At 64.6% G+C, this 19,608-nt stretch carries 22 protein-coding genes, 3 tRNA genes and 1 pseudogene; 11 read left to right on the plus strand and 15 right to left on the minus strand.

Annotated features, from left to right (window positions below):
* Positions 1–69: 69 nt before the first annotated feature.
* On the plus strand, positions 70–2,352 hold the full coding sequence (locus tag KZ498_RS02040; RefSeq protein WP_312616368.1) for a cbb3-type cytochrome c oxidase subunit I: 2,283 nt from the start codon (positions 70–72) through the stop codon (positions 2,350–2,352).
* Positions 2,353–2,386: 34 nt separating this feature from the next.
* Here the strand turns inward: KZ498_RS02040 and KZ498_RS02045 are convergent, their stop codons facing one another.
* Positions 2,387–2,758, minus strand: a complete 372-nt coding sequence (locus KZ498_RS02045) for a hypothetical protein (protein WP_312616370.1) — start codon at positions 2,756–2,758, stop codon at positions 2,387–2,389.
* An 82-nt stretch (positions 2,759–2,840) separates the two neighbouring features.
* Positions 2,841–3,830 carry a ring-cleaving dioxygenase gene (locus KZ498_RS02050; RefSeq protein WP_312616372.1) on the minus strand — a complete coding sequence of 330 codons (990 nt, stop codon included), beginning with the start codon at positions 3,828–3,830 and terminating at the stop codon, positions 2,841–2,843.
* 136 nt (positions 3,831–3,966) lie between these two features.
* Between KZ498_RS02050 and KZ498_RS02055 the strand changes: the two genes are divergently transcribed.
* Positions 3,967–4,494 carry a pantetheine-phosphate adenylyltransferase gene (locus tag KZ498_RS02055; RefSeq protein WP_312616373.1) on the plus strand — a complete coding sequence of 176 codons (528 nt, stop codon included), beginning with the start codon at positions 3,967–3,969 and terminating at the stop codon, positions 4,492–4,494.
* A gap of 37 nt (positions 4,495–4,531) precedes the next feature.
* On the opposite strand, the gene KZ498_RS02060 is transcribed toward KZ498_RS02055, so the two are convergent.
* From KZ498_RS02060 to KZ498_RS02075, 4 genes are read right to left on the minus strand one after another with little or no spacing between them, the layout of a single operon-like run.
* Positions 4,532–5,344: an ABC transporter ATP-binding protein gene (locus KZ498_RS02060; RefSeq protein WP_312616375.1), complete on the minus strand. Its 813-nt coding sequence runs from the start codon at positions 5,342–5,344 to the stop codon at positions 4,532–4,534.
* Positions 5,341–6,132 (minus strand): cobalt ECF transporter T component CbiQ, encoded by a 792-nt coding sequence (gene cbiQ, locus KZ498_RS02065; protein ID WP_312616377.1) that lies wholly within the window; start codon positions 6,130–6,132, stop codon positions 5,341–5,343. Before cbiQ ends, KZ498_RS02060 begins: the two co-directional genes overlap by 4 nt.
* A 3-nt stretch (positions 6,133–6,135) precedes the next feature.
* Complete coding sequence (locus tag KZ498_RS02070) at positions 6,136–6,450, minus strand: PDGLE domain-containing protein (protein WP_312616378.1); 315 nt, start codon at positions 6,448–6,450, stop codon at positions 6,136–6,138.
* Positions 6,450–7,088: an energy-coupling factor ABC transporter permease gene (locus KZ498_RS02075; protein WP_312616380.1), complete on the minus strand. Its 639-nt coding sequence runs from the start codon at positions 7,086–7,088 to the stop codon at positions 6,450–6,452. The genes KZ498_RS02070 and KZ498_RS02075 overlap by 1 nt, the downstream gene beginning before the upstream one ends.
* Before the next feature lie 120 nt (positions 7,089–7,208).
* Between KZ498_RS02075 and nikR the strand changes: the two genes are divergently transcribed.
* Positions 7,209–7,619, plus strand: a complete 411-nt coding sequence (gene nikR, locus KZ498_RS02080) for a nickel-responsive transcriptional regulator NikR (RefSeq protein ID WP_312616381.1) — start codon at positions 7,209–7,211, stop codon at positions 7,617–7,619.
* A gap of 226 nt (positions 7,620–7,845) precedes the next feature.
* Here the strand turns inward: nikR and KZ498_RS02085 are convergent, their stop codons facing one another.
* The 4 genes from KZ498_RS02085 to KZ498_RS02100 all read right to left on the minus strand — a co-directional run bounded on the left by KZ498_RS02085 (position 7,846) and on the right by KZ498_RS02100 (position 9,340).
* Positions 7,846–8,289, minus strand: coding sequence for a hypothetical protein (locus KZ498_RS02085; RefSeq protein ID WP_312616383.1), 444 nt, complete (start codon positions 8,287–8,289; stop codon positions 7,846–7,848).
* A gap of 3 nt (positions 8,290–8,292) precedes the next feature.
* A complete protein-coding gene (locus KZ498_RS02090) occupies positions 8,293–8,814 on the minus strand; it encodes a hypothetical protein (protein ID WP_312616385.1) in 522 nt (173 codons plus the stop codon).
* 203 nt (positions 8,815–9,017) lie between these two features.
* Positions 9,018–9,092: transfer RNA gene (locus KZ498_RS02095), tRNA-Ile, on the minus strand.
* Between the two features lie 175 nt (positions 9,093–9,267).
* Positions 9,268–9,340: transfer RNA gene (locus KZ498_RS02100), tRNA-Asn, on the minus strand.
* Between the two features lie 95 nt (positions 9,341–9,435).
* Between KZ498_RS02100 and cca the strand changes: the two genes are divergently transcribed.
* Complete coding sequence (gene cca, locus KZ498_RS02105; RefSeq protein ID WP_312616387.1) at positions 9,436–10,863, plus strand: CCA tRNA nucleotidyltransferase; 1,428 nt, start codon at positions 9,436–9,438, stop codon at positions 10,861–10,863.
* On the opposite strand, the gene KZ498_RS02110 is transcribed toward cca, so the two are convergent.
* The 3 genes from KZ498_RS02110 to KZ498_RS02120 are packed head-to-tail and all read right to left on the minus strand — an operon-like array spanning position 10,842 to position 13,788.
* Positions 10,842–11,849 (minus strand): histone deacetylase, encoded by a 1,008-nt coding sequence (locus KZ498_RS02110; RefSeq protein WP_312616389.1) that lies wholly within the window; start codon positions 11,847–11,849, stop codon positions 10,842–10,844. The genes cca and KZ498_RS02110 overlap by 22 nt on opposite strands.
* On the minus strand, positions 11,850–12,287 hold the full coding sequence (locus KZ498_RS02115; RefSeq protein ID WP_312616391.1) for a histone: 438 nt from the start codon (positions 12,285–12,287) through the stop codon (positions 11,850–11,852). It abuts the gene before it with no gap.
* A 55-nt stretch (positions 12,288–12,342) separates the two neighbouring features.
* Complete coding sequence (locus KZ498_RS02120) at positions 12,343–13,788, minus strand: single-stranded DNA binding protein (protein ID WP_312616392.1); 1,446 nt, start codon at positions 13,786–13,788, stop codon at positions 12,343–12,345.
* A gap of 374 nt (positions 13,789–14,162) precedes the next feature.
* Here KZ498_RS02120 and KZ498_RS02125 point away from each other — a divergent pair.
* The 4 genes from KZ498_RS02125 to KZ498_RS02140 all read left to right on the plus strand — a co-directional run bounded on the left by KZ498_RS02125 (position 14,163) and on the right by KZ498_RS02140 (position 16,041).
* Positions 14,163–14,235 (plus strand) — tRNA-Arg (locus tag KZ498_RS02125).
* A gap of 195 nt (positions 14,236–14,430) precedes the next feature.
* A complete protein-coding gene (locus KZ498_RS02130) occupies positions 14,431–15,039 on the plus strand; it encodes a DUF309 domain-containing protein (protein ID WP_312616393.1) in 609 nt (202 codons plus the stop codon).
* A gap of 104 nt (positions 15,040–15,143) precedes the next feature.
* Positions 15,144–15,704 carry a DNA integrity scanning protein DisA nucleotide-binding domain protein gene (locus KZ498_RS02135; protein WP_312616395.1) on the plus strand — a complete coding sequence of 187 codons (561 nt, stop codon included), beginning with the start codon at positions 15,144–15,146 and terminating at the stop codon, positions 15,702–15,704.
* A gap of 112 nt (positions 15,705–15,816) precedes the next feature.
* Complete coding sequence (locus tag KZ498_RS02140; RefSeq protein WP_312616396.1) at positions 15,817–16,041, plus strand: hypothetical protein; 225 nt, start codon at positions 15,817–15,819, stop codon at positions 16,039–16,041.
* Between the two features lie 126 nt (positions 16,042–16,167).
* Here the strand turns inward: KZ498_RS02140 and KZ498_RS02145 are convergent.
* A pseudogene (locus tag KZ498_RS02145) lies at positions 16,168–16,284 on the minus strand (NAD(P)-dependent oxidoreductase); the annotation flags it as partial.
* 77 nt (positions 16,285–16,361) lie between these two features.
* Here KZ498_RS02145 and KZ498_RS02150 point away from each other — a divergent pair.
* On the plus strand, positions 16,362–16,967 hold the full coding sequence (locus tag KZ498_RS02150; protein WP_312616397.1) for a hypothetical protein: 606 nt from the start codon (positions 16,362–16,364) through the stop codon (positions 16,965–16,967).
* A 161-nt stretch (positions 16,968–17,128) separates the two neighbouring features.
* Here the strand turns inward: KZ498_RS02150 and azf are convergent, their stop codons facing one another.
* Positions 17,129–17,902: an NAD-dependent glucose-6-phosphate dehydrogenase Azf gene (gene azf / locus KZ498_RS02155; RefSeq protein WP_312616398.1), complete on the minus strand. Its 774-nt coding sequence runs from the start codon at positions 17,900–17,902 to the stop codon at positions 17,129–17,131.
* Positions 17,903–17,976: 74 nt separating this feature from the next.
* On the opposite strand from azf, the gene KZ498_RS02160 reads away from it, so the two are divergent.
* Entirely contained in the window at positions 17,977–18,324 is a 348-nt protein-coding gene (locus KZ498_RS02160; RefSeq protein WP_312616399.1) for a dihydroneopterin aldolase family protein, read from the plus strand.
* 73 nt (positions 18,325–18,397) lie between these two features.
* The gene (locus KZ498_RS02165; RefSeq protein WP_312616401.1) at positions 18,398–19,504 is read left to right on the plus strand and encodes a hypothetical protein; all 1,107 of its coding nucleotides are present in this window, start codon (positions 18,398–18,400) and stop codon (positions 19,502–19,504) included.
* Positions 19,505–19,608 lie beyond the last annotated feature (104 nt).

Here is a 19,608-nt window from a genome sequence, read left to right on the forward strand (position 1 = left end):
CTCCCCCGTCGCCAGCGACTGAGAACGTCTTACCCCCTTCTTATTTTGGGATAACGGAGTTCGACCCACATGGAGCTCAAACGCAAAACGATCGCGAAGGTGATTGCCGCCGCGTTCGTCTTCAACCTCGTCGTCATGGGGGCCGGCGCGTGGATCGCGTATCAGGAAGCGCCACCCATCCCGGAGCGGGTCGTCGGACCCGACGGCGAGACGGTCCTCACGGGTGAGGACATCCGTGAGGGCAAGAAGACGTTCCAGAAGAACGGGCTGATGAACCACGGGTCGATTCTCGGCAACGGCGCGTACTACGGCGCGGACTACACCGCCGACGCGCTGGAGTTGAAAACCCAGCACATGCGGACCTACTACGCCGAGGAGCGCTACGGGACCGAGTACGAATCGCTGCCGACGGCCGAACAGGCCGCTGTCGACGATGACGTCAAACAGGACCTCAGCGGGGAGTACGAGGGCGGGAACATCGAGTACTCCGCCGCGGAGCTGTACGCCCACCAGCAGGTCCGCCAGGAGTACGTCGAGCGGTACCACGAGGGGAGCCACGAACGGGGCGTCCCCGAGGGGATGATCGACTCGGAGGCCGACGCCCGGCAGTTCGCCGACTTCGCCATGTGGACGGCGTGGTTCTCCCACACCGACCGCCCGGGCGGCGAGCACTCCTACACGAACGACTGGCCGTACGAGCCCGCCGCCGGTAACGACGCGACCGGCGCGGCGATGACCTGGAGCGTCGTCGCGATGGTCCTCCTCGTCGCCGCCGCTGGTGGCGGTATCTGGCTCTACAGCGCCGTCAGCCTCCCGGAGCCGTCCGCCGACGCCCTCTCGGTGCCCGAGCCGGGCGACGTGAGCATCTTCCCCAGCCAGCGGGCCGCCCTGCGGTTCATCCCGGTCGCCGCGGGGCTGTTCCTCGCGCAGGTGTTGCTCGGTGGGTTACTCGCCCACTTCTACATCGAACGGGCCGGGTTCTTCGGCATCGAGGAGATCTTCGGCGTCCACATCCTCCAGCTCCTCCCGTTCGCGATGGCGAAGACCTGGCACATCGACCTGGGGGTTCTCTGGATCGCCGCGACCTGGCTCGGTGCGGGGCTGTTCCTCCCGCCGCTTTTGACCGGCCACGAGCCGAAACGCCAGTCGACGTACATCAACGTCCTGCTCGGGGCCATCGTCGTCGTCACCGTCGGCGGCCTCGGGGGCATCTGGCTCGGGTCGCACGGCTACTTCGGCGACCTCTGGTGGCTCGTCGGCAACGAGGGGCTGGAGTACCTCGAAGTCGGGAAGCTCTGGCAGGTCGGGCTGCTCGCCGGCTTCGGCCTGTGGGCCGTTCTCTCCGTTCGAGGGCTGAAGCCGCTGCTGGACCGCGAGCCTGTGTTCGGCCTCGCACACATGATCCTGTACGCCGGCGGCTCGATCGCCCTGCTGTTTACCGCCGGGTTCTTCTTCACTCCCGAGACCAACATCGCCGTCACGGAGTTCTGGCGCTGGTGGGTCGTCCACATGTGGGTCGAGGGGGCCTTCGAGTTCTTCATCGTCGCCATCGTCGGGCTGACGCTGGTGTCGATGAACCTGCTCAGCCGCCGCAGCGCCGAGAAGGCAGTCATGCTCCAGGCACTGCTGGTGATGAGCACGGGCGTCATCGGCGTCTCCCACCACTACTGGTGGGTCGGCATGCCCGACATGTGGGTCCCCATCGGGAGCGTGTTCTCGACGCTGGAACTGCTCCCGCTGGTGTTCATCCTCTACGAGGCGCTGGGCCAGTACCAGGCGATGTCCGAGACCGGCGGGTTCCCGTACAAGCTCCCGTTCATGTTCATTATCGCCAGCGGGGTCTGGAACTTCGTCGGCGCCGGCGTGCTCGGCTTCTTCATCAACCTCCCGCTCATCAACTACTACGAGCACGGCACCTACCTCACGGTCGGCCACGCCCACGCCGCGATGTTCGGCGCGTTCGGCTTCCTCGCGCTGGGGATGGTCACCTACATGCTCCAACTGGCCATCGAGCCCGGTCGCTGGGACGGGTCCTGGCTCCGGGCGGCGTTCTGGTGCTGGAACGTCGGCCTGGCGCTGATGGTGTTCGTCTCCGTGCTACCCGTGGGCTTCCTCCAGTTGGAGGCGGCCTTTACCGGCAGCTACGCGGCTGCCCGGAGCGTGGCGTTCTACAACCAGCCGCTCGTCCAGACGCTGTTCTGGGCGCGGCTCCCCGGTGACACGCTCATCATCCTCGGGACGGCCATCTACGCGGCCGACCTCGTCCGCAAGCGGTTCGTCCTCCGGGCGTCCGAGGACGACCCCGCGGTCGAGGACATGGCCGTCGCGGAGGGCGTGTTGAGCGACGACTGACGGTAGCGTTCCGACCGGGGCGCCGCTTGGGGCGCTACTCGCTGCCGAGTTCGCTGGTCCAGAGATGGTCGATGTCGGCTTCGAGATCTGCCGTGTCGAGCGCTTCGACCCCAGAAAGGTACTCGCAGGCATCGGTGAGGTGTTGCTGGACCGCAGCCACGTCGTCGACGGACTTCGCGGCACAGAGCGACACCCGGGCCCGGTTTATCTCCAGCCGCTCCCCGAGGGCCTGTGTGACCGGGATATCGTGTTCGTCGCTGAGCTGTGCCATGCGGTCCAGCACGTCCGTCGGTACTTCCAGTTGGACCGCAAGGTCCCGGGACGGCAGGTCGACCATGACGACGGTCGTCTCACACTCGCCCACCCCCCACGGCGCGATAACGTAGTCCTGCCCGTCAGTGGACATGCGCCACAGGACACCCTGGACACGGATATTTACTCACAGGCTAACAGCAAGAATGAAGCGTATACCGGTCGCTTCGTCTGCGTTAGTCGTCGGCTTCGGTCGACGCTGGCCGGGGAATCGTCACGTCCGCAAGTCCCGCCTCGATTTCCTCGCGCCGGTCCTCGAAGTTCCCGGGCAGGACCAGCCGGCCGCCGAGGTCATCGAGCGGTTCGTCGCTGTCGTAGCCGGGGCCGCTCGTGGCGAGTTCGAACAGGATGCCGCCGAACTCCCGGAAATAAACCGAACGGAACCAGTGGCGGTCAATCTGTGACGTGGGGCGCAGCCCCGCGCCGCGGACGGCCTCGCGCATGGACTGCTGGTCCTCGTCGGTCGGCGTCTGGAAGGCGACGTGGTGGACCGTCCCGTGGCCCTGCCGCCCGCCCTGGATGGTCGGTAACACGTCGACGTACTTCCCGACGGAACCCGTCGCGGCGAAGCGGGTCCGCTCGTCGCCGGGCGTGTCGCCCTGTGCCTGCTCGGTGCCGACTTCCTCCAGCCCCATCTTCTGGAGCAGGTCCTCCGTGGGCTCGGGGTCAGCGAGCCACAGCGTCACGGAGTGGAACCCGCGGATAGCGGCGTCTTCTGGGACGAACTCCGTCCACGGCTCGGTCGGGTCGTCGTCGGGGATCTCGACTTCGACCAGTTCGACCGGGAGCCCGTCCGGGTCACGGAACGGGAGGACAGTCTCGCCGAACCGCTCGACGCGGTCGTCGTAGTCGACGCCGTACTCGTCGAAGCGGTCCTCCCAGTAGTCGAGGCTCCCTTCGGGCACGCGGAACGCGGTGCGTGAGACCTGTCCGGAGCCGACCTTCCCCTGTGCGTGGTCCTCCCACGGGAAGAACGTCATGCTCGTTCCCGGGTTCCCCGCGGCGTCGGCGAAGAAGAAGTGGTACGTACTGGGGTCGTCCTGGTTGATCGAGCGCTTGACGAGCCGGAGCCCGAGCGTCTCGACCCAGAAGTCCATGTTCTGTTGCGGGTCGCTCGCGATGCACGTGACGTGGTGGATCCCTGGCGTGGGGGTAGCTTCACTCATACCTATCGGTACGTGCCAGAACTACTTGAGTGACTGCTGACGCGAGTGTTACCGGGCCACGGTCGAAGGCAACTGTTGACACGGCACGTCACGCTACGGACAGCAGCTATATATGACACTGGCGGGACATTCGCGTATGGCAGACGCGGAGCGGACAGCGATTCTCGGCGGGACGTTCACACCGATACACAACGGCCACCGGGCGCTACTGCACAAGGCGTTTCAGACCGCGAGCCACGACGGGCGTGGCGACGGCCACGTCATCGTCGGCCTGACCAGCGCCGAGCTGGCCACGGAGACGCGCAGCGACCCGGCCCACGCCGAGCAGTTGGGTGCATACGACGACCGCCAGAGCGCGCTCGACGCCGAGCTAGACCGGCTGAGCGAGTCCTACACCGCGTCCTACGAGATTCTCCGGTTGGACGACACGCAGGGACCGGCCGCGACGCGGGCGGACGTGGATGCGCTCGTCGCCTCACCGGAGGCGAAGGCACAGCGCCGCGCCCACGAACTCAATCAACAGCGGCGGGACGCGGGGCTCCGGCCCCTGGAGATCCACACGCCGCCGTTCGTCGTCGCCGAAGACGGCACGCGGATCAGCAGCACCCGGATTCGGAACGGCGAGATGGACGTACACGGCCGCCTGCTCGACGCACCAGAGTAATCGTGGCCGGTTCGGCCGAGTCCTCGCGCCCGGAAGGTCACTCGACACTGTCCGGACTGCCCGCGTCCAGGCGCTTTGCGGCCCCATCGACGGTCAGCGGTACGTCGTCAGTTCGGCCTTCGAACAGCCTGACGACCTGCGGGGGGCGCAGGTCACAGTCCGAGAGCAGGTCGGTGTCAGTCAGGATGTTGCTGGCGGTCCCGCGCGCCGCAATCGTTCCGGTGTCATCGAGCAGCAGTACCCGGTCCGCGACGTGTGGGACGAGTTCGGTGTCCGGCGTCGAGACGACGAGCGTGACGCCCTCGGCCGCGAGTTCGTCGAGCAGGTCGAGTATCGTTTCCCGGTTCGCGGCGTCGACATTGCTCACCGGTTCATCGAGCAACAGCACGTCCGGCTCGACGGTGAGCGCGCTGGCGAGGGCGGCCCGGCGCTGTTCGCCGCCGCTGAGTCGGAAGGGCGGTTTCGACAGGAGGCCGTCGAGGGCGAGCCGGTCCGCGACTCGCTCGACGCGGCGGTCGACCTCCGTGCGGTCGCAGTCGAGTTGCGCCGGCCCGTAGGCGAGGTCCTCGCGGACGGTCGGATTGAACAGGTAGTCCGCGGGGTTCTGCGTGAGGACGCTCAGTCGACTGCGGACGGTGTCCGCGTCGGTCGTCTCTCCGAAGTACCGGACCCGCCCGTCGTCGGGCTCGACGAGGCCGCCCAGTAGTTCCAGCAGCGTCGACTTCCCGGCCCCGTTCGGGCCGAGCAGCGCCACGCGGTCGCCGTGCTCGATGGAGGCGTCGACACCGTCGACGGCCAGCGTCCCGTCGGGGTAGGCATACCGGAGGTCGGTGGCGTCGATTGCGGTCACACGACCACCACCGCGACGGCGAGGGCGACGACCAGTCCGAAGGCGAGGTCGGCCCGCCCGAGCGGTTCCCGGGGCTGTGCCGACATCGAGCCAGTCCCGCCGCGGGCGCGGGCGGCCCGCTGGACCCGCTCGCCGCGTTCCAGGCTCCGGACGAGAAACGAGCCGACGAAGTGCCCCGAATCGCGCCAGTTCCGGCGGAGGCTCGGCTCGGCGATGGTTCTGCTCCGGCGAGCCCGGACCATGCGTTCGAGTTCGGCGAAAAAGAGGAGGAGATAGCGGTACGTGATTCCGAGCAGCGAGACGGCAATCGGCGGGACCCGGAGCCGACGAAACGCTCCCAACAGGTCGGCGAAACGGGTCGTCAACAGCAGAACGGACAGGAAACCGACACACGCGGTGACGCGGACGGCGAACGTGAGCACGTAGTCGACGCCGGCGGCCGAGAGCGGGAGCGAACCCAGCGAGGGGCCACCCATCAGGACGGCCTGTGGCGCGACGACGACGAACGCGAACGCCGGCGGGCCGGTCAGACGACCCAGGAAGGTACGGACAGGGACCCGCGATAGCGCTGCGAGCACTGTGGCAAAGAGCGCGAGCGCGCTGACGACTGCCAGCGTCCGCTGTGTCACGGTAAGGGCGACGAGCGCGGCGATTCCCACGAGCTTGACCGTCGGCGTGACGGTCTGGAGGAACCCGTCCCGGTCCGGCAGGTCCTCCGCGAGCAGGAACCACTGGGCGCTGGCCGCGATGGCCGCCACAGTCCGGTCGAGCAGGTCTCTGCCGGACATGCGCTACTGCCGCCTGTCGGTATCCGACCCGAGCACGCGGCCGATGGCGGCACCGAGCAGCAGCGTCAGCGCCGTCCCGACGACAGCCGACACGAACGTCCCGGTCGCACCGCCGAGGCCGGTGACGCCGTAGTCCGGGAACAGCGCCGTCCCGGCGGCGGTAGCGTGGTCCGTCGCGCCGGTCGCCTCAGCGGCGATTGCAAGCGGTTCGGCGTAGCCGACCTGGCCGGCCGCCCACCCGAACACCGGCGCGAGCAGGGTCAGGACCAGCAAGGCGGCCAGCGCACGGGGAAGCCAGTCGGGGCGTTCCCGGGCCATCACGCGCTCACCTCCGGGGCGGCGTTCGGCCGGAGGTCGGGGCGAGCGCGGGCGAGGTAGCGATAGACCGAGGCGGTGATGGCCCCCTCAACCAGCCCCAGCGCGAGGTGCCCGACACCCATTATCGACAGCGTCGTCAGCAACTGGTACTGGAACGCCGAGGAGAGGCCGAGCTGGAGGGCGGCGGTCAGCGCTCCGGCTGTGATTCCCAGCCACCCCGCGGCGAAGGCGGCGCGGAACTCGCCGTAGGGGACGAGCAGGCGATAGATGGCGTAGCCCACGTACACCTCGACGACGGCCATGTTGAACACGTTCGCACCAAGCACCACGAGCCCGCCGTCACCGAAGACGAGCGCCTGAATGGTGACGACAGTCGCGACACAGAGTGCGCCCAGGTGCGGGCCCAGGAGAATCGCCGCGAACGCACCCCCGACGAAGTGGGCGCTGGTGCCGCCCGGAATCGGCCAGTCGAGCATCTGTGCGGCGAAGATACTCGCCGCGACGACACCGAGAAGCGGCGCGCGCGCGTCGGATATCTCTCCGTTGACACGCTTCGCGGCGACGCTCAGAACGACGACCGCAAGCGCACCGAAAAGCAGTGCAAGCGGCAGATCGATGTACCCGTCGGGAATGTGCATGCTACCCAATTCTGGCCCCGGCGCGGTAATAATACTTTTTTATCGAGCAGTATTACCGGTGGCGGGTGAGTATTACCGAAGCCCGGATACCCATATGCCAGCCCGCACCTATCGAGGGACATGAGTGAGGATCTCGACCGGATCAGCCTGACGCTCCCGTCGTCGATGGTCGACCGGCTCGACGGCATCGTCGACGAGTGGGAATACGCGAGCCGGTCGGAAGCCATCCGCGACTCGCTCCGTGACTTCTTTGCCACCTACGACTGGGAGTCCGGTGACCAGCACCACCACCACGGGACCATCGTCGTCGTCCACGACCATCACGTCTCGGGCATCGCTGACGACCTCCAGACGGTCCAACACGAGATGGCCGACATCATCACGTCCGTCCAGCATATCCATCTCTCCCACGACACCTGTATGGAGACGCTCGTCGTCGCGGGCGCTGGCGGCAAAATTACGGAGCTGGCCAACCGGCTCCGGGCGATCGGGGGCGTCCAGCAGGTCAAGGTCGTCGTCGTGGACGAGTGAACAACGGAAAGAGGAGCGGGACTGGAATGGATGCAACGCGTCAGTAAGGTTGTTAGCTACCTCAGAGACAGTGTCTCTGTGTGGCAGAGATGGGCCCTGCCGGGGATACTCCAGAAAGTGCTGGGCCGTCAGCTAGTTGCAGATAGTGTTGTTATGCTCTTAGACGTATGTTTGGAATTTCGTTATGACGACAGATAGTAACAACAACCGAGTGTCTGCTGCGGTACTATGGTGGGTTCGACTGCGTGTTGACGAGTGAGGGGTCATCACGTTCTAGCGCTGTGCGCCAGCATTTCAAGACTGCTCGCGTGACGATTTCGACCTGTTCCACTTCGATACACGAGCGAACCCTCGCATCTGCATCCGGTGGTTCGTGGAAATGCTTTTCCTGCGCGTTTGGTTCTGGATGGCGGTCGAAACGGAAATCAACGCCATCTGGCTCAGTGTAGTGGAAGTTGTAGCAGTCCCGTTCGGTCCAGACGATATCGAACCGGCCGGACGGACTGGAGCCGAACCCCTCACCGACTGTGATATTCAGTTCGGGCTGTGGGTCGAGTCGGCCACTGAGATTGTGATGTGTGACGAGTGGTTCGTTCGTGAGGAAGATGTCACGAATCCGCTGGAGTGCCCCATAATCGATCGGCCCCGTATTGCCTGTGAGATACGACATCGCTCAGACAACCACTTTTTCAGCGTCGTAGAAGCTAATCGCCGCTTTGGCTAGGTAGAGGTTCTTCTGAGCGGTTTGCCACGTCGTGTGATCTTCCCACCCGTCGTGGTCATCTGGGTCGAGTTGCTGGGCGAGCTCTGCGGGCGACTCAACGCCGTGTTTCGCTCTGATTCCGCTGACCGTCTGCTTCAGGTCTTGCAGTGTCGCTACCAGTTCGTCCTCAGAGTACTCGTCCTGGAGTTTCAGCACCTGCCGGTAGATGTACATCTGGTCGTTGCGCTTGTACAGTGCGCCCTGTCCGCCATCGATTTTTTCCACGAGGCCAATTTCCGCGAGTTCAGTGAGTTCGTCGCGGACGACTGGCTGGCTTGCCCTCGCTTTGTCGGCGATTTCAGATGCTGGCGTCGGTTCCGTCGTTCGCGTGATAACGGCCTTAATTCGCTCTCGCGTTGTCGTTTCGCTCTTCCAGTCGGTGACTGCCGCCTCGTTCACGTCGTCGTATTCCTCGATTGGGTCAGAGTTCATGTATTCTCAGGGCTGCTATTTATGAGAGGTGTCTCTTACAATATAATATATTCTTTCGGCACCAAATATATCTTATGCTGAATCCGGGATAGACTCCGGCCAAACCACTGAGACAGAATCGGCACGCATAGAACCAGCTAATAGGCACTCTGAGTGGTCAAAATTGGCTAGCTCACAAGCCTGCAATCTATGGATGAGCCCCATGGGCCCTGCCGGATTTGAACCAGCGCTCAATCGGTTATGAGCCGATCGCTTTAACCAGACTAAGCTAAGGGCCCTCAGAATGGTGTTGATGAGTCCGCATCTTTAGCCTGTCGGGTTGGAGCGGTGGGGTTTCAGAGATGCACGGAGGACAGAACAGAAATTCCCACCGAGCACTGGGACTGTGCTCACCGAAAGCCGACGTACAGTGAGAGACTCGCAGCGCTCGTCGGTTTCCGAGTGAGAGAACGACGCCACCGCCAGGGCTCGAACCTGGGACAACCTGGGTAACAACCAGGTGCTCTACCAACTGAGCTACGGCGGCGCGAACGCATCTACTGATTGCCAGAGTTGGTAATTAGGGCTTTCGTTTCCAGTCGGCATCGACACGCTTTCACGCACTTGTGCGCAAGCGGCAGTATGAGCGATGAGTTCGACGCCGTCGTCGCGGAGATGCGAGCGCGGGTCTCGCCGACCGACGACGAACGAGCGCAGTTACAGCGGGTCGCCGACGCGGTGATGGCCGACGCCGAGGCGGCCGTCGCCGACCTCCCGGTCGATGCGGAGGTGGTACAGGTCGGCTCGACGGCACGGGGGACCTGGACCGCCGGCGACCGGGACGTGGACGTGTTCGTCTGTTTTCCGCCGTCGCTCGACCGGGAAGCGTTAGAAGAGTACGGGCTGACCGTCGGGCACGCGGTGCTGCCGGAGGGGCGCGAGGAGTACGCCGAACATCCCTACGTCGTCGGCGAGCGCGAGGGGTACGCCGTGGACCTGGTACCGTGCTACGCGGTCGAAGACGCCACGGAAATCCAGTCCGCGGTGGACCGGACGCCGTTTCACACCAGATACCTGCAGGCGCGACTGGACGACGACAGGGCGGGCGAGGTGCGGGTGGCAAAGCAGTTCCTGAAAGGCATCGGCGTCTACGGGAGCGACCTCCGGACCCGCGGGTTCTCGGGTTATCTGACGGAGCTACTGGTGCTCGAGTACGGCGGTTTCCGGGCGGTCGTCGAGGCGGTCGCCGACTGGCACCCACCGGTCCGACTGGACCCCGAGGACCACGGGAGCGAGACGTTCGACGACCCGCTGGTCGTCATCGACCCGACGGACCCGGAGCGCAACGTCGCGGCGGTGCTGTCCGCCGCGAACGTCGCCACGCTCCAGCACTACGCCCGGGACCTGCTCGCCGAGCCGCGAGCGTCGCTGTTCACCGAGGACGAACCGGACCCGTTGACGGCGGCAGACGTCGAAGCCACGGTGTCACGGCGGGACACGACGCCGGTGGCGCTCCGCTTTACCGCCCCAGACGTGGTCGACGACCAGCTCTGGCCCCAGCTCCGGAAGTCCCGCGACGGGCTCTGCAGCGAACTCGACCGGCGGGGGTTCGAAGTCCTGCGGTCGGCGGCGTTCGTCGAGGCCGGCACCACAGACGTCGAGAGCCGAGCTGTCGAGGACACGACGGTCGGCGGCGGCAAACTGCCGGCACAGCCGGAGGCCGTCCTGCTGCTCGAGTTCGCCGTCGCCGAGCGCCCGGCCGTCGAGCGCCACGAGGGACCGCCGGTCCACGTCCGCGAGCACGCGAGCGGGTTCTTCGAGAAGTACGACGGCGACGCCGAGGTGGCCGGCCCGTTCATCGACGGAGACCGATACGTCGTCGAGCGGCCGCAGGCGTTCACCACTGCCGTCGGGTTCCTGTCGAGTGAGGCCGTCTTCGACGTGGGACTGGGGCCGCAGGTAGCGTCGGCACTGGAGAGTGACTACGAGATACTGGCCGGAACAGAGATCGCAGCGCTTGCCGGCGGCTTCGGCGTCGACCTGGCGGACTACTTCGACCCGAAGCCCTGAGCGGCGAGGTCATCGAGGACCTCGCGGGCGTCGTCGCTGACGTCGTCGTCGGGCTCCATCGGCTGGTAGCCGTCGAACACCTCGTGGACGGTCGTGATCGAATCCGCGAGCGTGTCCAGTCCGTAGCCGCCCTCCAGTACGAACCCCAGTGCGGCGTCGCAGGTGTCTGTAAGCGAGCGCATACGGTCGGTCATCGCACCGTACCCTTCCGTGGAGACGCGCATCCGTGAGATGGGGTCGTGTTCGTGCGCGTCGAAGCCGGCGCTGATGAGCAGCAGGTCGGGGTCGTACTCCCGGATGGCCGGCGCGATACACTCGTCGATTGCGGCGAGATAGTCGGCGGTGTCAGCGCCGGGCTTGTACTTCACGTTGAGGTTCGTGCCGTCGGCGTCGCCCTCGCCGGTCTCCGCGATGTCGCCCGTCCCGGGGTAGAGCCCGTCCTCGTGTATCGAGGTGTAGAACACGTCCGAACGGTCATAGAAGATGTCCTGCGTGCCGTTTCCGTGGTGGACGTCCCAGTCGAAGATGGCGACGCGCTCGGCGTCGGCTTCGAGGGCCGCCTGTGCGGCGACAGCCGCGTTGTTGATGAAGCAAAAGCCCATCGCGTCGTCGCCCACGGCGTGATGGCCGGGCGGCCGACCGAGAGAGAACGGCGTATCTCGGCCCGACTTGCCCGCAAGCGCGGCTTTCGCCGCCCAGACGGCGAGGCCGGCTGACGCGATCGCGGCGTCCCACGTCTCCTCGACCGCGACGGTGTCGGCGTCCCAGTTCCCGCCGCCGTCGTCACAGAACTCGCGGAACTCCGCGACGTAGTCGGTGTCGTGGACCGCACGCACGAGGTCGGTGTCGACATCTGCGGCGGCGACGTACTCCACACCGTGGTGCTCTTTGAGTGCGCGCCGTATCGCTCGAAGTCTGTCGGGACTCTCCGGATGTCGCGGCCCGGTGTCGTGGTCCAGACAGACCTCGCGGTAGCCGAAGTTCATTCAGTAGTACTGTGCGAGTTCGAAGTACGTTTCGACGTCAGCTGCCTTGATCGTCCGGCGGTCAGCGTGACGAGCCAACGTGGCGGCCGCGGCGGCCGTGTCGTCGGCGTACGTTTCGAGGAGAGAGGCGAGGGCGACGCGGGCGTCCATTGCGACGCGGTAGTCGTCCTCGATGTCGAGCCGTGCGATACGGTCGACCGGTGCGACGGGGAGTTCGAGGCCGTCCTTCGCTGGGACCTGCTCGATACCGAAGTCGGCCGGCATCAGCGTCTTCCGCCCGTCCGTGGTCGCCTCCGTGGCTGCAGTGACGGCAAGCGAGGCTCCGTGGTCCTGTATTCGACGAGCCAGTTCCTCCGCAGCGTCGGCACTCACCCGGAGTCCGTCCGCGTTCCGCCGAATGACAGCATCCACCGGTGCGAACGGTAGCTCGACACTCATACCCAAACCCGGGAGTGTTGCGGTCTTAAGAGTTTCCGTAGCGTCGCTCGCCGACTCAGAACACGTCCTCAGCGTGGAGCCGGTCGTCGCGGAGTTCGCCACGGACCGTTATCTCCTGGCCTAGCTGTACGCGCTCGCCGGTTTCGACGCTCATCGTCTGCTCGCCGTCGTCCAGCACGACGGGGTCGCCAGTCTGGACGACGGTGCCGGTGAACTCCACCTGCTGACCGGCACTCTGTGCGCCCCCGTCCGTGGTATCGGCAGTGCCGGCGCTGACATCGTTGCCGCTGCTGTCAGCGTCGGCGTCGTCCGCATCGTCGGCGAAAGAGGACAGGCCGGCGTGTTCGGCGTCGGTCGTCTCAGCGGGGGCCGCACCGCCGGTCGCCAGGTCCGCGCCGTCGTCGAGGACGACGATCGTTGAGTTCCAGCTCGCCGACGCCTCTTTGTCGTCCTGCCAGCCGTCCTGGATTTCGACGTCGGCCGCGAGAACCTCGTCACCCGGTGCGATGTCCTTGTCCGCCTTGTCGCCCCACAGCGCAACGCGGATGTCGCCGGTCGCGTCCTGGATGCGGACGTTCCGGACCTGCCCCTCGCTGCCGTCGTCGCGGTCGAACGTCCGCTTGGGGTCGGCCGAGCGCACGACGCCGGCGATGTCGACCGTCGCTTCGAGCTCGACCTCGGCAATCGGGTCGGCGTCGGGCTCGAAGGCCACGTCGTCTTCCACTTCGTCGACGGCCCCCTGATCGCCGACGTGGAGTTCGAGCGAGCCGTCCCGTTCCCGGACGTAGCCGTCGATTATTTCCACGGCCGCGCCCGCGTCGAGTTCCTCGGCGCGGTCGGCCCGGTCGTCCCACAGCGTCACCCGGATGCGTCCCGTCTCGTCGCCGAGTGTGAGATTCGAGACGCGGCCTTCGCTGCCGTCGTCACGGTCGAAGGTCCGGATCGTGTCCGTGTCGAGAACGAGCCCGCGCAGTGTCACGTCGGACTGCCCCATCGTCAGCGCGTCGATGGACGAGCCAGCACCCGGCTCCACATCGATCGTCGCGTCGTCGTCCGGTTCCGCCTTGTCGACGGACACCTCCAGTCCGTTGTAGCCGTCCTTCGGCCGCCCCTTGACCCGGAGCACGTCACCGACCTCCAGTTGCCCCTCGTCGATGTCGACGGCCTGGCCGTCCCAGAAGGCGAGCCTGAGGCTGCCGCTCTCGTCGGCGGCCTCGACGTTGATGACCCGGCCGTCCTCGTCCTCGTCGTCGCGTTCGAACGTCTTCAGGTCGCCGATGGCCATCACCTTCGCGAGGAACTTCACCTCGTCCATCCCGGGTTCGATATCGGCGATGGCGTTGACCTCGTTCTCGTTGAGTTCGTGGGCCAACAGCATCGCGGCCGTCTCCTCGTCGGCGAGCCCACCCATCTGCTCGACCTTCTCCTCGACGGCCTCGCGGAACTCCGTCTCGGAGACGTCCGTCTCTAAGTCCTCGTAAATGTCCTCTATCGCACCCATCTATCTATGGGACGCTGGGCTGGGGTGCGCTTAAGCGTTGTCGTTGGGCGAGCGAGCGGTCGCTGTCGGTCGATTTCGCTGATGGTCCGTCCATGATTCGAAGGTGGCCGCGGGATGGGTTATAAACCTTTGTCGCGAGCGCCGACAGTTCGGACCATCGGCCTCCCGCGTCGTTCGGGTTTTCTCCGCCACTCGGCAACCGGTCAGTGTGTCGCCGTCGTCACATCCGATGGGCCGTCGTCGCTGTCGTGAGTCGACAGCCCCTCGAGGCTTCCGATGAGTCAACCGTCCCGTCCAGCGAGGTATGTCGACCCACCGCGTGACGGCTGGCGAACCGTCACCCTTTTTAGATGCACCACCCTCTCTGAAGATGAGTCCGGGTAGGGTAGTGGACTATCCTCTTGGCTTGCGGAGCCAGGGACCGGAGTTCAAATCTCCGTCCGGACGTTCACTTCGTTCTCGACCGGCGAGCCCCACGCTCGCTCTCGCTTGCGTGGGACTCCGTCCGGACGTTTCTACCGACACCAAACCGCGAGCAACATCGAGCGGTCACCCCCTCGAGCCGTTGTGACCGACACCGCACCTTCGGTGGACTGGCCGAAACGTCGATGTGGTTTTCCGACCCCGAAACCAACCCATCGTGTGCGCGACCATCTCCGTGCCGGCATAGCCATCTATAACGAGGGGCGCTACCACGCCGCACACGACGCGTGGGAGGAGTACTGGCTGGAGCTCGGCGAGGGCGACGACGAGCGGTTCCTGCACGGTCTCATCCAGTTCACGGCGGTCGTCCACCACGCCAGCGAGGAGAACTGGTCGGGCGCGAAGGGGCTGGCCGAGAGCGCGGCGGAGTACCTCGAGGGCCTGCCCGACCCGTATCGCGGCGTGGCCCTGGACGGGGTCCGGTCGTTCCTCGCCGCGGCGGCGGCGGACCCGCGCCGCGCAGCGGCGGACCCACCGGCGTTGACACACGACGGTGAGGGAGTCGACTACGACGCCCTGGATTTCGACGCCACCGTCATCGCGGCGGGAGTACTGGCGGAGGCCGGCCGGTACGACGAGGAAGTCATCGACGCCGCTGTCGACCGTGCGCGGAGTGAACTCGACAGCGACGGCGGCTCGCAGTTCGTCGGCATGCTGTTCTCGTTCGTGCGCGAACGCGACCGGCGGCCCGTCGTCTACCAGCGGCTCCGGGACCACGTGAAACTGGAACAACAGAAAGACGACGACGTACGGAGCCTGTTTGACTAGCCAGGCGCCGCTGGACTGGCGAGTTATTCACTTAATCAATACACAGGATTTTCCGGAAATTCGCACCGACTATGTCTGCGACGGCCCAACTGGCACGTACCCGAATGAGTGACTCGACTGAACGGCAGCGGTCCGCGGACACGGACGGAGAGGCGGTCCCGGAAAATGCCGTCCTCGACAGAATCAGGGGCTGTGTCGAGAGCGTGAGCCTGGCGTTCGAGCGGTGGGACGACCCGCACGTGCGGGGGCCGGGGCTGTACGTCGTCGTCGAGCGCGACTCGACCGCGGCGTTTTCGGATCCGATCGGGGTGAACCGGTGGCCAGTCGAGGACTGCCGGAGCGTGTTCGGGCACAGCGGTGCGCTGTTCGAAACGGCACGGTCGGTTGCGGATACGTGTGACGGCGCAGTTGTCGTCCGCCGTGACGGCACAATCAGACCAGCGATGGTTCGGCTCAGGCAGTTGACCACTGCGGAGGAAGCGACGGGTGACCCGCTCCCGTACGCAGACTGGATGGGGACTCGACACATGAGCGCGCTGGAGACCTCCACTCGTGACGCGGTGTTTGCGGTGGTGACGCTGAGCGAGGAAAACGGGCGGGTCACGGTCTTCAGAGATGGAGACTACGACGACCGACAGCGCGACGAACTCGTCGAGAAGAGGTAGGGGCCGCCCGCTAGGGCCCCCGGTTCGGCGACGCTACCTTCGAAAGGGCGTTTTTTGCAGATTTTATCAATCAACCCACGTATTTATGTCAACCCTTGGAGTAGAGTGATACATGAAGTCCCGCATTATCCGTGCCTGGAGTCGTGCCAGACACGCTGCCATCTTCGCTGCCGCTGGCGCTGGAATCGGTGGCCTATTCAGTAAACGTGCTGCGAGTAGCGGTGCTGCCCTCGGCGCCCTCGTCGGAGCTACGATCGGCGAGAAGCGAGCGAGCATCGGTCCCATCTCGGAGAAAGTGACAGACGAAGCGAGTGGTATCGTCTCGTCCGACGAATAGAATCCTGACTGGCGATAGCCGAACGGCGGCCGACAGAGTGGGGCGGCTGAGCCGAACCCGCCTGTCTTCGGAGAAGCTCCTGCATTGGCGCAGGTGGTGAACTCTCGAAAGCGCCGGTAACGGCGCTTACAGCTCCGGTTCTGCGACGCGGTCCTCGCCGTCGAAGTGCGCGGAGTTGTCCTGTGGGTCATAACCCAGCACCTCTCTGGCGCGGTCGATGGAGTAGTAATTTCGTGTGAAGTCATACATCGGGGAAGAATATGTAATCTGTTTCCGGACACCCTGATTGTTTTTATTCTCGGCATTTAGACTGTAAACGAATGGTAAATGAAACTGTAGCCCTATTCATCCCTCTTTTGTTAGCTGTTGTGACCGGACTGTCTTCCTTTCTCAGGGAAAGCGTTGATTTGGAATCTGCCGTGAGTAAGAGACGGACCTCTTTCCCGGGCTTTTTGTCATTCCTTCCACCCCTTGGGAGGTTTCCGGCGATTCATCTGGCCAATATTCTTCTCCTTTTGATTGGTATCAGGCTTATAAAAGACACCGCCACAGATAATCAAACAGCAATTATTGGTGCAATTATTTTGGGCGTCTTTCTGCTGATTCTACCGATAATTGAGATACGCTCTCTTGACCAAATTCTGGATGAAAAGGATTCTCAGTGGTTCTATCCAAGGTCTTACTATTATCATTGTGTAGCCGTATTTTTCCTCTCTCTATCTTTCTTCGGCTTCGTGGAACTGCAGGTGATAATCATTAATTCACTCATACTGCGAGGCTTCAGCGTTAGTGGAACCATGGTTTGGCTCCTCAATCGAATTTTGGAGATTATGCTAATCCCTTCGGTAGCGATAGGACTGCTATCTCTCTATTGGTCACTGGCCTGTTTAAATACTGAAATTCAGCAGATTAACCCCAAGAACTAGGACTCTCCAGACCGTACTACGAGTGAACCGACGGATGGCGACGACCCACCGATACGCTGTGTATGGCTACAAAAGCGGCGACCCTCAGAGTGACCTCTTCGCTGGAGAAAACAACGACTACGTCACAGACTGCGAAAAGTCTAAAGCGCCGATAACGGCGCTTACAGTTCCGGTTCTGCGACGCGGTCCTCGCCGTCGAAGTGCGCGGAGTTGTCCTGTGGGTCATAACCCAGCACATCTCGCGCGCGGTCGATGGAGTAGTACTTGCGGTCGTTGTCGGAGATTCCGTAGACGATTTCGTACTCGTAGTCGGCCTGAAGCGCGCAGTCGTGGATGTGGGCACAGTCCCGGTAGGAGAGCCACATCGCCTGCCCGCGCTCGTAGTCGATGGGCGGGTGGCCCCGCGTGAGGTTGCCGATGCGGATGTTGCAGACGGAGAGCCCGTACTGGTCGTGGTAGTAGCGGCCCAGCACCTCGCCGGTGGCTTTCGAGACACCGTAGAGGTTGCCGGGGCGGGGGAGTTCCGTCCCGTCGAGGCGGTACTGGTCGTCCGGGCGGTACATCTCGGGCGTGCGCTCGTCCGTTTCGAAGGAGCCGACGGCGTGGTTCGAGGACGCGAAGATGAATTTCTCGACGCCCTCGTCGACGGCGGCTTCGTACATCTTCTGGGTCCCGTCGATATTGTTTTCGAGGACGGAGTCCCAGGGGGCTTCCGGCCGGGGGTCGCCGGCCAGGTGGATGACAGCGCCGACGCCGTCCATCGCCGCGGCCACGTCGCCCTCGCTGGACACGTCCCCGACGAGGTACTCGTGGTCGGGCTCTTCGGCGGGTGGGCTGTGGAACATGAGCTTCCACTCGTAGGCGTCCTCGAGGGACTCGAGGATGGCCGCCCCGACAGCGCCGCCAGCGCCGGTGAGCAGAACCGGGTCGTCCATTCGTATGAGAGGATACGTCGCACGCAATAGGTAGCTTGCGGTTCGCTTTTGTGTCGCCCAACCGGACCGATTGTATGGAACCCACAGCTCCCCAGGAGGCGTGTTTCGAGGCGGGCATCAAGTTCGGGTCGCTGTACCACCAGTTCGCGGGGACGCCGGTCAGCCCGGACAGTGCCGACTCGCTCACGGCGGCGATGGAGGAGGCCATCGAGAACCAGCCGTTCTGTGAGTCGGTCACCGTCAGCGTCCGCACCGCGGCGCTGGAAGACGCTATCGCCGAGGGTGGCGCGGACTACACGGAACTCACCGGGCGGTTCATCGACGTCGAGATGCGCATCGAGTACGACGGCGTCACGGTGGAGACGAGCATGGCGATGGACGACGGGTACCCGCTGATGCAGGTCGACACGGTGCGGGAGTGAATGGCCCGAGAGCGGCCTGAATCCCTGAGAAAGCCCCGAAAATTTTACCAGAGGGGCCTGTGAGACTTCCGACATGGCCCTCCACGCAGTCGACGATATAGACGACGCTATCGACGCGACGAAGTCGTTCCTGTTCCCGTTCGAGAAGGGGACGTGGCTCCGAATGGCGTTCGTCGTGTTCTTCATCGGTGGCGGTGGTGTCGGACTGAACAACGTCCAGTCGGTCAGCAATTTCGGTGATTTCGGCGGTCCCGGGGGTCCCGGAGGCCCCAGTGGTCCGGGGAGCGAGTTCCAGCTGGCCGCGCCACTCGAAACCGTGGCGTCCCTGCCAGGAGACCTCGCCTTGCAGTTCTCTGAGCCCGGTGTCCCGTCCGGCGTCCCGGACGAGATACTCGCCGGGGCCGGGCTCCTCGTGTTCGCCGTTATCGGCCTGGTCGTCCTGTTGGCCCTCGCCTACGGCGTCCTGAGCAACTTCATGGAGTTCGTGCTGACCCAGGCGCTCATCGGCCGCGAGATACACGTCCGGCAGTACTTCAGCGAACACGTCGGGAACGGACTCCGGCTGCTCCTGTTCCGGCTTGCCCTCGGACTGGTCTGGCTCGGAATCGCGCTCGTAATCGGTGGGGCCGTGTTCTTCCTGGCGCTCGGTGGCGAAGCCGCGAACGTCGGCACGTCGAGCATTCTCGCACTGTCTGGACTGTTCATCGTCGTGTTCGCAGTACTCGCGATAAGCTACGGTATCGTCTTCGGCTTCACCACGGTGTTCGTCGTCCCGCTGATGACGGCGGACAATGACGGCGTCCTCTCCGGGTGGGCGCGGCTCTGGGGCTCGATCAAGAGCGCGCCGAAACAGTACCTCGCCTACCTGTTTTTCTCCATCGTCCTCCAGATCGGGGTCGGTATCATCAGCGCGATTCTCGGTATCGTCGCGCTGCTGGTCGTCGCGATTCCGTTCGGGGGCGGCGCGGTTGCGCTGTATCTCGCCCTGCAGAACACCGCCGGAGTGGTCGCGGCCGGGGTCGTCGGCCTGCTGGGGCTGCTGGTCCTGATCGCGGTCAGCGCGCTGATCCAGGTCCCCCTGACGACGTTCCTGCGGTATTACGCGATGCTCGTGCTGGGAGACATCGACGCCGACATGGACCCGATTCCCGAGGTTCGCTCGGACATCCGGGCCGAGTAACCACAACACCGTTTCGGTTTCAGGAATTCCCGCCCCGTTGTGTCCTGCGGTTTCACTTTCACTTTCAGGCGGGCTTTTAATCCCTCACCGCGCCAATTGTTCCG

It is taken from the genome of Haloarcula sp. 1CSR25-25 (assembly GCF_032027985.1).
Lineage (GTDB): Archaea > Halobacteriota > Halobacteria > Halobacteriales > Haloarculaceae > Haloarcula.